Source organism: Sphingopyxis sp. 113P3, from assembly GCF_001278035.1.
In the GTDB taxonomy this organism is placed as follows: Bacteria; Pseudomonadota; Alphaproteobacteria; order Sphingomonadales; family Sphingomonadaceae; genus Sphingopyxis.
In genome coordinates this window covers 2,795,167-2,807,715 of sequence record NZ_CP009452.1, presented here as the reverse complement: position 1 = coordinate 2,807,715, position 12,549 = coordinate 2,795,167, and the positions used below count along the sequence as shown (strand labels likewise).

13 protein-coding genes are annotated in these 12,549 nt (G+C 65.4%); 10 read left to right on the top strand and 3 right to left on the bottom strand.

From position 1 onward, the window contains the following. Positions 1-4 precede the first annotated feature (4 nt). Both LH20_RS13745 and LH20_RS13740 read right to left on the bottom strand, forming a co-directional pair. Positions 5-1,792, bottom strand: coding sequence for a cation:proton antiporter domain-containing protein (locus LH20_RS13745; RefSeq protein ID WP_053554696.1), 1,788 nt, complete (start codon positions 1,790-1,792; stop codon positions 5-7). Between the two features lie 102 nt (positions 1,793-1,894). Then, positions 1,895-3,109 carry an NADP-dependent isocitrate dehydrogenase gene (locus LH20_RS13740; protein ID WP_053554695.1) on the bottom strand — a complete coding sequence of 405 codons (1,215 nt, stop codon included), beginning with the start codon at positions 3,107-3,109 and terminating at the stop codon, positions 1,895-1,897. 169 nt (positions 3,110-3,278) lie between these two features. Here LH20_RS13740 and LH20_RS13735 point away from each other — a divergent pair, with 169 nt between their 5' ends. After that, positions 3,279-4,013 carry a phosphatidylserine decarboxylase gene (locus LH20_RS13735; protein ID WP_053554694.1) on the top strand — a complete coding sequence of 245 codons (735 nt, stop codon included), beginning with the start codon at positions 3,279-3,281 and terminating at the stop codon, positions 4,011-4,013. After that, positions 4,014-4,808 (top strand): CDP-alcohol phosphatidyltransferase family protein, encoded by a 795-nt coding sequence (locus LH20_RS13730; protein ID WP_053554693.1) that lies wholly within the window; start codon positions 4,014-4,016, stop codon positions 4,806-4,808. Here LH20_RS13730 and LH20_RS13725 read toward each other — a convergent pair. Beyond that, complete coding sequence (locus LH20_RS13725; RefSeq protein WP_053554692.1) at positions 4,771-5,028, bottom strand: hypothetical protein; 258 nt, start codon at positions 5,026-5,028, stop codon at positions 4,771-4,773. The two genes, LH20_RS13730 and LH20_RS13725, sit on opposite strands and share 38 nt — an antisense overlap. Before the next feature lie 376 nt (positions 5,029-5,404). Between LH20_RS13725 and rpsB the strand changes: the two genes are divergently transcribed. The 8 genes from rpsB (at position 5,405) to rseP (ending at position 12,502) form a co-directional block, all read left to right on the top strand. Beyond that, on the top strand, positions 5,405-6,238 hold the full coding sequence (rpsB, locus tag LH20_RS13720; protein ID WP_053554691.1) for a 30S ribosomal protein S2: 834 nt from the start codon (positions 5,405-5,407) through the stop codon (positions 6,236-6,238). Between the two features lie 142 nt (positions 6,239-6,380). Further along, positions 6,381-7,307 carry a translation elongation factor Ts gene (gene tsf, locus LH20_RS13715; protein ID WP_053554690.1) on the top strand — a complete coding sequence of 309 codons (927 nt, stop codon included), beginning with the start codon at positions 6,381-6,383 and terminating at the stop codon, positions 7,305-7,307. A 118-nt stretch (positions 7,308-7,425) separates the two neighbouring features. Further along, the gene (gene pyrH / locus LH20_RS13710; protein WP_053554689.1) at positions 7,426-8,157 is read left to right on the top strand and encodes a UMP kinase; all 732 of its coding nucleotides are present in this window, start codon (positions 7,426-7,428) and stop codon (positions 8,155-8,157) included. 14 nt (positions 8,158-8,171) lie between these two features. Further along, a complete protein-coding gene (gene frr, locus LH20_RS13705) occupies positions 8,172-8,726 on the top strand; it encodes a ribosome recycling factor (protein WP_053554688.1) in 555 nt (184 codons plus the stop codon). A 122-nt stretch (positions 8,727-8,848) separates the two neighbouring features. Beyond that, positions 8,849-9,535: a polyprenyl diphosphate synthase gene (gene uppS, locus LH20_RS13700; protein ID WP_053554687.1), complete on the top strand. Its 687-nt coding sequence runs from the start codon at positions 8,849-8,851 to the stop codon at positions 9,533-9,535. Between the two features lies 1 nt (position 9,536). Continuing rightward, positions 9,537-10,214 (top strand): phosphatidate cytidylyltransferase, encoded by a 678-nt coding sequence (locus LH20_RS13695; RefSeq protein ID WP_053554686.1) that lies wholly within the window; start codon positions 9,537-9,539, stop codon positions 10,212-10,214. A gap of 1 nt (position 10,215) precedes the next feature. Then, positions 10,216-11,379, top strand: coding sequence for a 1-deoxy-D-xylulose-5-phosphate reductoisomerase (locus LH20_RS13690; RefSeq protein WP_053554685.1), 1,164 nt, complete (start codon positions 10,216-10,218; stop codon positions 11,377-11,379). Continuing rightward, positions 11,372-12,502 carry an RIP metalloprotease RseP gene (gene rseP / locus LH20_RS13685; protein WP_053556289.1) on the top strand — a complete coding sequence of 377 codons (1,131 nt, stop codon included), beginning with the start codon at positions 11,372-11,374 and terminating at the stop codon, positions 12,500-12,502. The genes LH20_RS13690 and rseP overlap by 8 nt, the downstream gene beginning before the upstream one ends. Positions 12,503-12,549: the final 47 nt, after the last annotated feature.

The window sequence follows — 12,549 nt, the reverse complement described above, 5'->3', positions numbered from 1 at the left end:
GCTTCTAGCCGTCCTCGCCTGCGGGCGCGGGGGCTGATCGCACTCGCCGGATGCGCGGCTCGCGGTCGAGATGGCTCTTGGTCATGATGTCATGGCGCATCTTGGCGCGCACGTCGTGGATCGAGGCGATGACCGGGCCCATCGCGACGCCAAGGTCGATCAGCACCGCCTCGGCGAGCTGCAGCGAGCTTTCGAGCGTTTCGGGGACCGCATCGGTTGCGCCCGCCTGATAGAGCGCGGCGGCGTGATCGGACCCGCGCGCGCGCGAGATGATCGGCAGCTCAGGGTATCGGCGGCGCAGCTGGCGCGTCATGCGCAGCTGCTGGACCGGATCGTCCATCGTGAGCACCACCGCGTCGGCGTTTTCGATCCCGAGCTTGTCGAGGCTCCCGGGGCGGGCGACGTCGGCATAGCGCACGTCAAAGCCATCGCGCCGGGCCTGCGCGACCGCATCGATGTCGGCATCGACAGCGACATAGGCGCGCTGATGTTCGCGCAGCAGCTCGGCAACGACGCGTCCCACGCGGCCGAAACCGATGACGACGGTGCGCTTGGGCGGCGCATCGTCGGGCTCGGCCTCGACATTGCCCATCTCGATGCGGCGCGCGACGCTTCGCCCGATCCGCGCGAGGAGCGGCGTGATGGTGAGGCCGATCGCAGTGACAAGCTGCCAGAACTCGGCGGTCTGGCGGCTGATGAGCTGCGCCTGAAACGCGGTCGCGAGAACGATGAGGGTGGTTTCCGAGGGGCTTGCCATCAGGAGGCCGACTTCGGCCGCGGTGCCGCGGCTCGCCGACCCGGAAAAGCGCAGCATCGTCGCGGTCACGATCGCCTTGATCGCCACGACGCCGACGACCGCGGCGAGAAGCGCGGGCCATTGCCCTGCGATCGACTTGAGGTTGAGCCCCATGCCGACGCTGATCAGGAAGACCCCGAGCGCGAGGCCCTTGAAGGGTGCGGTGATTGCTTCGACCTCGCCATGATATTCGGTCTCGGCGATCATCAGGCCGGCGAGCAGCGCGCCGACGATTGGCGAGAGACCGACCGTCGCGGTCGCGAGCGCGGCGACGATGACGACAAGGAGGCTTGCGGCGAGGAAGAGTTCAGGGTCCTTCGCGCGTGCTGCCTGCGCAAAGATGCGCGGGAGGAGAAACCAGCCGCCGATCGCAAGCGCCGCGACGACGAGCACGCCTTGCCATAGCGTCGTCAGCAACAGTTCGGCATTGTCGCCGCCCGCACTCGGGGCGAAGGCGCCGAGGACGAAGATGATCGGGACGATCGCCAGATCCTCGAAGAGCAGCATCGAGAAGGAGGCGCGGCCGACCGCCGATTTGGTCCCCGCGATCGGGAGGACGAGTGCGGTCGAGGAGAGGGCAAGTGCGATGCCAAGACCAAAGGCTGCGGGCAGCGACAAGGTCCCGATCATGTAGAGGAGGCCGCCAAGAATGGCGCCGCTGATCACGAGCTCGGCCGCGCCGACCCCGAAGACGAGCTTGCGCAATTGCCACAGGCGCCGGAACGAGAGTTCAAGGCCGATCGAGAAGAGCAGCAGGATGATGCCGAACTCGCCGAAAAGTTCGATATCTTCGGCCGATCGGATCGTGATGTGGCGCAGCCACGGATAGTCGCCGACGAGTGCGCCGAGCCCGGAGGGCCCTACGAGCAGGCCGACGAGAATGAAACCGATCACCGGGGTGATGCGGAACCGGGCGAAGGCGGGAATCACGATCCCCGCGGCCCCCAAGACAACGAGCGCGTTGCCGAGACTGGATGCTTCCGTTTCGATGGACATGAAACGCTCTTAAGGAGCGAGACGCAGCTTGGCTATGCCTTTGTCAATCAAAACGCTTGGAGGAAGGGCAGGGGAGCCGAAGCTCCCCTTCGAGGCAAGGCCTCAGGCGCCCATCTTCGTCTCGAGATTTTCTACGATCGCCTCGAAGAAGCCTTCGGTGGTCAGCCAGTTCTGGTCCGGGCCGATGAGAAGCGCGAGGTCCTTGGTCATCTTGCCGCCTTCGACGGTCTCGACGCAGACCTTTTCCAGGTCGTTGGCGAACTTCACCAGCGCGGCATTGTCGTCGAGCTTGCCGCGGTGCTTGAGGCCGCCCGTCCAGGCAAAGATCGAGGCAATCGGGTTGGTCGAGGTCGCCTTGCCCTGCTGATGCATGCGATAGTGACGGGTGACCGTGCCGTGCGCGGCTTCCGATTCCACCGTCTGGCCGTCGGGGGTCATCAGCACGCTGGTCATGAGGCCGAGCGAGCCGAAGCCCTGCGCGACCGTGTCTGACTGGACGTCGCCGTCGTAATTCTTGCAGGCCCAGACGAACTTGCCCGACCATTTGAGCGCCGAGGCAACCATGTCGTCGATGAGACGGTGCTCATAGGTGATGCCGAGCTCGTCGAACTTCGCCTTGAATTCGGTCTGGTAGACTTCCTCGAAGAGATCCTTGAAGCGACCGTCATAGGCCTTGAGGATCGTGTTCTTCGTCGAGAGATATACCGGCCACTGGCGCGCAATGCCATAGTTGAGGCTGGCGCGGGCGAAGTCGCGGATCGAATCGTCGAGGTTGTACATGCCCATCGCGACGCCCGACGAGGGGAACTGGAACACTTCCTCGTCAATGACGGTGCCGTCCTCGCCTTCGAAGACGAGGCGGAGCTTGCCGGGGCCGGGGACGCGGAAATCGGTCGCCTTATACTGGTCGCCAAATGCGTGACGGCCCACGACGATCGGATCGGTCCAGCCGGGAACGAGGCGGGGAACATTCTTCATCACGATCGGTTCGCGGAAGACGACGCCGCCAAGAATGTTGCGGATCGTGCCGTTCGGCGACTTCCACATCTTCTTGAGGCCAAATTCCTCGACGCGCGCCTCGTCGGGGGTGATCGTCGCGCACTTCACGCCGACGCCATGCTTCTTGATCGCGTTCGCCGCCTCGACAGTGATCTTGTCGTCGGTGCGGTCGCGTTCTTCGATGCCGAGATCATAATAATGAAGGTCGATATCGAGATAGGGCAGGATGAGCCGCTCGCGGATCCATTGCCAGATGATCCGCGTCATTTCGTCGCCGTCGAGTTCGACGACGGGGTTGGCTACCTTGATCTTGCCCATATGCGTGCCTTTTCCTTGGGGAGTCGAATTGCAGCGGGCCTTAGGCAATGCCGTCCGATTGATCAACTCTCGTGACCCGGCGATGTGCGCCCCGCACGTTTACCGGCGTGGAACTCGGCCTTCGCCTTATTCATTGTCAGTGCCAAGGTCGCACCGTAGAAGAGCCCGCATGTCCACAACCATATCCTCGAACCGCCCCGGCGGCGGCATCAAGTGGCGCTGGCCTTCGATTCACCCCGAGGGACGCAAATTCCTGTTGATTGCTGCGATCGTCACGCTTTGCTTCTGGCTGCTCGGCTGGGAAATCGCCGGCTGGCTGATGCTGGGGCTTACCATCTGGGTCGGCGCCTTCTTCCGCGATCCCGAACGCGTGACGCCGGTCGGCGCCGATCTCGTCATCGCACCCGCCGACGGGCTGGTGACGCAGATCGCGGAGGTTCTGCCGCCCCCCGAGATCGCGGGTCCCGATGGCCTCGGCGAGGCGCCCCTCCTGCGCGTGTCGATCTTCATGAGCGTCTTCGACGTCCACATCAACCGCACCCCCGTCGCGGGCACGCTGCGCAAACTTGCCTATATTCCTGGCCGTTTCGTCAACGCCGACCTCGACAAGGCGAGCGAGGATAATGAACGCCAGCACTTCCTCGTTGAGCGTGCAGACGGTGTTCGTATCGGTTTCACCCAGATTGCGGGACTCGTCGCGCGCCGGATCATGCCTTTCGTCAGCATGGGGACCGAGCTTTCGACCGGCCAGCGAGTGGGCCTCATCCGCTTCGGAAGCCGCGTCGACGTCTATCTGCCCGCGGGCACGACGCCGCAGGTGCTGCTTGGGCAGCGCACGCTTGCGGGCGAGACGATCATTGCGCGGATCGGCGACGGCTCGCTCCTTGAGGGCGTCGGGCAATAAATGGCCGAAGCTGAACTTTCTTCCCGCTCCGGACCCGGGCGCGGCATCCGCGGCATTCCGCTGCGCGCCTTTGCGCCCAATGCGATCACCGCGCTCGCGCTCTGCTTCGGTCTGACCGGGGTGCGTTTCGCGATCGGCGGGGAGTGGGAAAAAGCGCTCGCCGCGGTCATCTTTGCCGGCGTGCTCGATGGGATGGATGGGCGCATTGCCCGGCTGTTGCGGGCGCAGAGCAAATTCGGCGCCGAGCTCGATTCGCTTTCCGACGTGATTGCCTTCGGGGTCGCGCCGGCAATGATCCTGTTTCTCTGGTCGCTTGCCGACGCTCCGAAATTCGGCTGGACGGCGGCGCTGGCGCTTGCGGTATGCTGCGCGCTCCGCCTTGCGCGCTTCAACTCGCGGATGGAGGCCGATTTCCAGCCGCACAAGTCAGCGGGCTTCAACACGGGCATTCCCGCCCCCGCCGGGGCGGGGCTTGCCTTCGTTCCCGTCTATCTGTGGCTCGTGACGGGCCACGAGCTGTTCCGCGCCTGGTATGTCGTGATGCCCTGGGCGCTGGGCGTTGCCATGCTGATGATCTCGGCGATCCCGACCTACAGCTGGTCATCGATCCGCCTGCGCCGCTCATGGCGGCTGTTCGCGCTTGCGGGTGTCGGACTTCTCGGAGCAGCGCTTGTCACAGCGCCATGGCCGACCCTGCTCGCGGTCTCGAGCCTCTATCTTGTGCTCCTGCCTTTCGGGATCGCAAGCTATGCGAAGGTCAGGCGGCGCGGCTCAGCGGCGAGCGAGCAGACATAGCCCGGACAGGACGCGGCGCATCGCAGCGTGCCTTCGCGCGGCGGAGCGTCACCGCGCGCGTCACCGGACCAGTCTGCGGCCCCGCGGCAAGCGGGAAGGCGCCTTCGCCGGCGAGCGCGGAAAGAATCGCCTCGCCATTCATCTTCAGCATCCCCAATATCACCGCGATGCCGAGCCCGGCGGCGATGGCAAAGAGGAGAGCAGCGGAGATCTGAAGCATGAGCCATGTCCTTCTTGAAAGGGCGTTCGTGCGGCCCGCCGAAGCGACTATTTCCGCCTGGGCTTTGTTCCGTGTTCCCTATTTGTTCTCAACTATATTGCGGTGAACGGTTCTATATCATCGCCGAGTTGAGTGGCCCCTGATGGGACAGATGGCGCCAGTCTGCGGGCCAGGCCCCATGCGCTGCTGCCGCAGGGAGGGGGGCAGTCCCCGGGGTCTGCGCACCCCATCGGCTGTCCGCCCCTTGCTTTTCCTCGCAAACGCCGCTAACGGGCCGCCCATTCCACATGGAAGGCGCACATACCGGTGCCGGGCCATCCCCCTGCGGAGACCCTGGTTCTCGCCTTCCAGAGGACTAACCGGAAGGAGAAAGACTATGGCGACCCCTGTCGTCACGATGCAGAATCTTATCGAGGCCGGCGCGCACTTCGGCCACCAGACCCACCGTTGGAACCCGCGCATGAAGCCGTACATCTTCGGCGCGCGCAACGGCATCCACATTCTCGACCTGTCGCAGACCGTGCCGCTTTTCGCCCGCGCGCTCGACTTCATTTCGTCGACCGCTGCTGCGGGCGGCAAGGTGCTGTTCGTCGGCACAAAGCGCCAGGCGCAGGGACCGATCGCCGACGCGGCGCGTGCGTCGGGCCAGCACTTCGTCAACCACCGCTGGCTGGGCGGCATGCTCACCAACTGGAAGACGATCTCGAACTCGATCAAGCGCCTGAAGGCGCTCGAGGAACAGCTTTCGGGCGACACCTCGGGCCTCACCAAGAAGGAAGTGCTCAACAAGACGCGCGAGCGCGACAAGCTCGAGCTCAGCCTTGGCGGCATCCGCGACATGGGCGGCATTCCCGACGTGATGTTCGTGATCGACGCGAACAAGGAAGAGCTCGCGATCAAGGAAGCCAATGTTCTTGGCATCCCGGTCGTTGCGATCCTCGACTCGAACGTCTCGCCCGACGGCATTGCCTTCCCGGTGCCCGCGAACGATGACGCTGCGCGCGCCATCCGCCTCTACTGCGATGCGGTCGCCCAGGCGGCGACCCGCGGCGGCCAGCAGGCCCGCGCGGACCGCGGCGAGGACCTTGGCGCGGCAGTCGAACCCGTCGCAGAACCCGCGCTCACCGAAGAGGCTGTCGCCCCGGTGACCGAAGATGAGCAGGTTCCGGCCGAAGCTGCTGCCGAAACCGAACGTCAAAGCGACGCCTAAAGGCACGCTTGCATGACGAGGCGGCGCGCCGCGATGCGCCGCGCGCCGCCTTGGTCATCGCTTTGACTTGTCCCCCGCCACGCACGCGGGGCAGATCGCAGGGCCGCAATCCGGGCCTGCCGCTTTTGGAAAGGATATTCCCATGGCTGAGATTACGGCCGCTCTCGTCAAGGAACTGCGCGACCGCACGGGCGCAGGCATGATGGACTGCAAGAAGGCGCTTGCCGAGAACAACGGCGACATCGAAGCGTCGATCGACTGGCTGCGCACCAAGGGCCTCGCTGCGGCCGCCAAGAAGGCCGGCCGCGTTGCCGCCGAGGGTCTCGTTGGCGTTGCCACCGATGGCACCAAGGGCGCGATGGTCGAGGTGAACAGCGAAACCGACTTCGTTGCCAAGAATGAGCAGTTCCAGGGCTTTGTGCGCGACGTCACGCAGGTTGCGCTCGCTGGCAGCATCAGCGACGCCGAAGCGCTCGGCGCCGCCGCCTATCCCTCGGGCGGCACCGTCACCGAGGCGCTGACCCAGAATATTGCCACGATCGGCGAGAACCAGTCGCTGCGACGCGCCGCGATCCTCTCGGTCGGCTCGGGCGTCGTCACGGGCTATGTCCACAATGCAGCCGCCCCCGGTCTTGGCAAGATCGGCGTCCTCGTCGCGCTCGAGTCGAGCGCCGGCGCCGATGTGCTCGAACCGCTCGGCAAGCAGCTTGCGATGCACGTTGCGGCGGCGAACCCGCTCGCGCTCAATGGCGATGATCTCGACCCCGATCTCGTTGCACGCGAACGCGCGATCGCCGAGGAAAAGGCGGCCCAGTCGGGCAAGCCCGCCGATATTGTCTCGAAGATGGTCGACGGCACCATTGCAAAGTTCCGCAAGGAAAATGCGCTGCTCTCGCAGCCCTTCGTGATCGATGGCAAGACCCCGGTCGCCGAAGTCGTCGCCGCCGCGGGCAAGGATGTGGGCGCGACGATTAACCTGAAGGGCTTCGTGCGCTTCCAGCTCGGCGAAGGCATCGAGAAGGAAGAGAGCGACTTTGCTGCCGAAGTCGCCGCCGCCGCCGGTCGCTGATCGAAAAGCAAGGGCTGCCGCGCTGCCAGGCGCGGGAGCCTGCTTGGCAATGGCGCGCACTCTCACTAGGGTGCGCGCCATTCGCATATTGTGCCCCCATCGATAGAGGTTCCCCCCCATGGCATTGCCCGGCCTGAAACGCATCTTGCTCAAACTGTCGGGCGAGGCGCTGATGGGCTCCAGCGCCTTCGGGATCGACCCCGCGACGGTCGCGAGCATGGCCGCCGAAGTGAAGGCCGCGAAGGACCGCGGGCTCGAGATCTGCCTCGTCATCGGCGGCGGCAACATCTTCCGCGGCATGGCGGGGGCGGCCAAGGGCATGGACCGCGCGCAGGCCGATTATATGGGCATGCTCGCAACCGTGATGAACGCGCTCGCGATGCAGAATGCGCTCGAACAGCTTGGCGTCCAGACGCGCGTCCAGTCGGCGATCGAGATGGACAAGGTATGCGAACCGGTGATCCGTCGCCGCGCCGAGCGCCACATGGAAAAGGGTCGGGTGGTGATCTTCGCCGCCGGCGTTGGAGCTCCCTATTTCACGACCGACAGCGGGGCGGCGCTGCGCGCCGCCGAGATGAAGTGCGACGCGCTTCTGAAGGGCACGAGCGTCGACGGGGTCTATAATGCCGATCCCAAGAAGGATCCGTCCGCGACCCGCTACGACCGACTGACCTATGACCGCGTCCTTGCCGACAATCTGAAGGTGATGGACGCGAGCGCGGTGGCGCTTTGCCGCGACAACCATATCCCGATCGTCGTGTTCAACATCCGTGAACCCGGCAATCTCGCGCGTGTCCTGGCTGGCGAAGGTGTCGCCACCGTGGTCGGCGACGCTGCCGGCAACGCCTAAGAGAGGAATGAAAAATGGCGAAATATGACAAGGCCGATCTCGAACGCCGCATGCACGGCGCGGTCGAATCGCTGAAGCACGATCTGGCGGGCCTGCGTACGGGCCGCGCGCATGCTGCGCTCCTCGATCCGGTCACGGTCGAGGTCTACGGCGCGCACATGCCGCTCAACCAGGTTGCATCGATCAGCGCGCCCGAACCGCGCATGCTCACCGTACAGGTGTGGGACAAGTCGAACGTCGGCCCCGTGGACAAGGCCATCCGCTCGGCAGGCCTTGGTCTCAACCCCATCGTCGATGGCCAGATGCTGCGCCTCCCGATCCCCGAAATGACGCAGGAGCGCCGCAAGGAGCTCTCGAAGCTCGCCGGCCAATATGCTGAAAAGGCGCGTGTTGCGGTGCGCAACGTGCGCCGCGACGGCATGGACAATCTGAAGGCCGACGAGAGCAAGAAGGAAATCAGCGAGGACGAGCGCAAGCGCCACGAGACCGAGGTGCAGAAGCTCACCGACGCGACCATTGCTGAGATCGATGCTGCGGCCTCGGCGAAGGAAAAGGAAATCCTGGGCTAGTGATGTCCGGCGCCCGCCTTTTTTCCGTTCGCATCGCGCGAAGCCCAGACCCAAGTTGGATGAGTTCGAGGCCGAAGTGCATCCCGGCGTCGCTCGGCGCGAACGGGATTTGAGGCCGCTCGATGTCGGCAACGGAACCTCGTGCCCGCCACGTCGCCATCATCATGGATGGCAACGGCCGCTGGGCCAAGAAGCGCCACCTGCCGCGCGTCGCCGGCCACCGCGCAGGCGTGGAGGCGGTACGCAAGATCGTGCGCGCGGCGGGCGACCTCGGCCTTGAGGCGCTCACTCTCTACGCCTTTTCCTCGGAAAACTGGAAACGCCCCGAAGAGGAAGTCAGCGACCTCATGGGGCTGATGAAGCGCTTCATCTTGAGCGATCTCGATGAATTTGCCGCCAATGACGTGCGGCTCAAGGTCATCGGCAACTGGCGTGCGCTCGCTCCCGACGTCGTGAGGCTCATCGAGGAGGCGCTCGCGCGCACCGCGGGCAACAAGCGCACGACGCTCGCGGTAGCGCTCAACTATGGCGCGCAGGACGAGCTCGTGCGCGCCGCGCGTGCTGCCGCGGGGGAGGGGGCGATCACCGCCGAGGCGATCGAGGCGCATCTCGACACCGCTGACCTGCCGCCGCTTGACCTTCTCATCCGCACCTCGGGCGAGGTAAGGCTTTCGAATTTCCTGCTGTGGCAGGCGGCCTATGCCGAGCTTTACTTCACCGACTGCCTGTGGCCCGACTTCGAGCCGGCCGATCTTGCAGCGGCACTCGATCAATTTGCGCGGCGCGAACGCCGCTTCGGAGGTTTGTAGGATGGCGACCGCGGCAAAATCGGATCTCGGGCTCCGCATCGCATCGGCGCTTGTGCTGTTCGCGATTGCCGGCGCAGCGCTGTGGTTCGGCGGCATCGCCTTTGCCCTGCTCCTGCTCGTCGGGGGCGCGCTGGTGCTCGTCGAATGGTTCGCGCTCGTGCGCGCGATGACGCTGGGGAGCGGTGCCAAGGGAGCGCTGATGATCGCGGGTCCGATCCTCGTGCTCGGCGCGATCGCGGGGCTCTGGTTCATTCGCGACCGCCTCGGCGTCACCGCGGCGCTCTGGGTGTTCGGCATGGTCTGGGCGACCGATATCGGGGCCTATTTTGCGGGACGTGCCTTCGGCGGCGCACGCCTTGCGCCGAAGATCAGCCCGTCGAAGACCTGGTCGGGCCTCATCGGCGGCATGATGGCAGCGCTTATCGCGAGCGCGACGATCGGCGACCGCGCCGGCATTATCGGCGTTCCGCTCTGGATCGGCCTCTTCATGGGGCTGCTCTCGCAGCTTGGCGATCTGGGCGAAAGCTGGATGAAGCGCCGCGCGGGCGTCAAGGATTCGGGCAAGCTCATTCCCGGTCACGGCGGCCTCTTCGATCGCGTCGACGGGCTGCTGCCGGTTGCGCTGCTCCTCGGCGCGCTTGCGCTCTTCGGGCATATTGCCGTGCGGGCGGCCGCCTGACATGGCGCGCCGCCTGTCGCTCTTCGGCGCCACGGGCTCGGTAGGGCGCTCGACGCTCGACCTTGTCCGCGCGGACGGCGGGGCCTGGGCGTTATCGGTGCTCACCGCGAACAGCGACGTCGCTGAACTGGCAAGTCTCGCACGCGAGTTCCGCCCGGCGCTCGCGGTCATCGCCGATGAGGCGCGCTACGGGGACCTTAAGAATGCGCTCGCCGGCACGGGAATCGAGGTTGCGGCAGGCGCCGAGGCTCTCGTCGGGGCGGCGAAAGAGCCGACCGATCTTGTCATGGCAGCGATTGTCGGCTGCGCGGGGCTTGCTCCGACGATGGCGGCGCTCGAGGCCGGCCATGATGTCGCGCTAGCGAACAAGGAGGCGCTCGTCTCGGCGGGCGAGCTCATGACGGCGGCAGCGCGCACCTCGGGTGCGACGATCCTGCCCGTCGATTCGGAACATAATGCGATCTTTCAGTGCCTCGCGGGCGGGCGCCTCAGCGAGGTCAGGCGGATCATCCTGACCGCGAGCGGGGGCCCCTTCCGTACGATGAGCGCCGCCGAGATGGCGCATGTGACCCCCGCGCAGGCGGTCGCTCACCCCAATTGGTCGATGGGGGCCAAGATCAGCGTCGATTCGGCAACGATGATGAACAAGGGCCTTGAACTCATTGAAGCACATCATCTTTTCCCTGTCGGCCTCGATCGGATCGAGATCCTCGTCCACCCGCAATCGGTGATCCATTCGATGGTCGAATATATCGACCGCTCGACCCTTGCGCAGCTTGGCTCGCCCGACATGCGCATCCCGATCAGCAGCGCACTCGCCTGGCCGCAGCGCATGGAAACGCCGTGCGCGCCGCTCGATCTTGCAGCGATTGGCCGGCTCGATTTCGAGGCTCCCGACGAGAAGCGCTTTCCCGCCACCGCGCTCTGCCGCGCGGCGATCGCAGAGGGCGGCGCGCGCCCGGCGCAGCTCAACGCCGCGAACGAGGTTGCCGTCGCCGCCTTCCTTGCGGGGCGCATTTCCTTCCCCGCGATCATCGACACCGTACGCCGCGTGATCGACGCTGCGGCGCCGGCCGATCCGGGCTCGCTTCAGGACATATTCAGCGTCGATGCCGCATCGCGCGCGGCCGCGCAGCAATTTGTGGACCAATGTGAACATGTCTGAGGTGCCTTTCTGGCTTTATGTCGTCGCCTTCCTCCTCGTGCTGGGGCCGCTGGTCTTCGTGCATGAATATGGTCACTATATCGTGGGCCGCTGGTGCGGGGTGAAAGCCGACACCTTTTCGATCGGCTTCGGCCGCCGGATCGTCGGATGGCGCGACCGGCGCGGCACCGAATGGAAGATCGGCTGGTTGCCGCTTGGCGGCTATGTCCAGTTTGCAGGCGACCGCGACGCGGTCAGCCAGCCCGACGCCGACTGGCAAGATCTGCCCGCCGCCGAGCGCGCGCAGAGCTTTCCCGCCCAGCGGGTCTGGAAGCGCGCGCTGATTGTCGCGGCAGGACCGGTCACCAACTTCCTCTTTGCGATCCTGATCCTCGCGGGCTTTGCAGCGCTGAGCGGCGTTCCCACCAATCCCCCGGTCGTCGGGTCGGTGATCGCGGGGTCGGCGGCGGATGCGGCGGGCCTGCGGCCAGGTGACCGGATTGTCTCGGTCGACGGACGGTCGATGGAACGCTTCATGGACATCCCGATGGCGGTTGCGCATCGGCCTGGCGAGGCGATGGATATCCGTTTCGTGCGCGGCGGCAGCGAGCAGGCGATCCGGCTGACGCCAAGAGCCGTCAAGGAAACCGACCGATTTGGCAATGTCTTCGAGCGCGGGCTGATCGGCATCGGGCCGGGCGAGGTCGTCTTCGAGAAGGTTCCGCTCGTCGAGGCGCCGCTCGTTGCGACGCGCCAGACGGGGCAGATCATCCGCCAGACGTGGGAGGTGCTCGGCCAGCTTCTGACCGGCCACCGGTCGATCAAGGATATGAGCGGGCTGGTGAAGATCGCGCAGGTGTCGGGCGAGGCCGCGAGCCTCGGCGCTGAACAGCTCGTGTTCCTTGCCGCGCTCATTTCCATCAATCTGGGGTTCATAAACCTCTTGCCATTGCCCATGCTCGATGGTGGCCATCTGCTCTTTTACGGCTATGAAGCGCTCCGGCGGCGTCCGGCGTCGCAACAAGTGCAGGAATGGGCGTTCCGGTTCGGCTTTGCGGCGATCGTGACCTTGATGTTGGTCGTGACTTTCAACGATTTGGCCTCAATCGGGGTATGGGACGGGATCGCGCGCTTGATTGGATAGGCGGACTGGTGCAGGAGTGCGCGCCAACCCGCTCATAGGCGGGTTGA

Bases quoted from the DNA above. Each gene is read 5' to 3' on its own strand.
- LH20_RS13745 (WP_053554696.1), bottom strand. From the start codon at position 1,792: ATGTCCATCGAAACGGAAGCATCCAGTCTCGGCAACGCGCTCGTTGTC.
- LH20_RS13740 (WP_053554695.1), bottom strand. From the start codon at position 3,109: ATGGGCAAGATCAAGGTAGCCAACCCCGTCGTCGAACTCGACGGCGAC.
- LH20_RS13735 (WP_053554694.1), top strand. From the start codon at position 3,279: ATGTCCACAACCATATCCTCGAACCGCCCCGGCGGCGGCATCAAGTGG.
- LH20_RS13730 (WP_053554693.1), top strand. From the start codon at position 4,014: ATGGCCGAAGCTGAACTTTCTTCCCGCTCCGGACCCGGGCGCGGCATC.
- LH20_RS13725 (WP_053554692.1), bottom strand. From the start codon at position 5,028: ATGCTTCAGATCTCCGCTGCTCTCCTCTTTGCCATCGCCGCCGGGCTC.
- rpsB (WP_053554691.1), top strand. From the start codon at position 5,405: ATGGCGACCCCTGTCGTCACGATGCAGAATCTTATCGAGGCCGGCGCG.
- tsf (WP_053554690.1), top strand. From the start codon at position 6,381: ATGGCTGAGATTACGGCCGCTCTCGTCAAGGAACTGCGCGACCGCACG.
- pyrH (WP_053554689.1), top strand. From the start codon at position 7,426: ATGGCATTGCCCGGCCTGAAACGCATCTTGCTCAAACTGTCGGGCGAG.
- frr (WP_053554688.1), top strand. From the start codon at position 8,172: ATGGCGAAATATGACAAGGCCGATCTCGAACGCCGCATGCACGGCGCG.
- uppS (WP_053554687.1), top strand. From the start codon at position 8,849: ATGTCGGCAACGGAACCTCGTGCCCGCCACGTCGCCATCATCATGGAT.
- LH20_RS13695 (WP_053554686.1), top strand. From the start codon at position 9,537: ATGGCGACCGCGGCAAAATCGGATCTCGGGCTCCGCATCGCATCGGCG.
- LH20_RS13690 (WP_053554685.1), top strand. From the start codon at position 10,216: ATGGCGCGCCGCCTGTCGCTCTTCGGCGCCACGGGCTCGGTAGGGCGC.
- rseP (WP_053556289.1), top strand. From the start codon at position 11,372: ATGTCTGAGGTGCCTTTCTGGCTTTATGTCGTCGCCTTCCTCCTCGTG.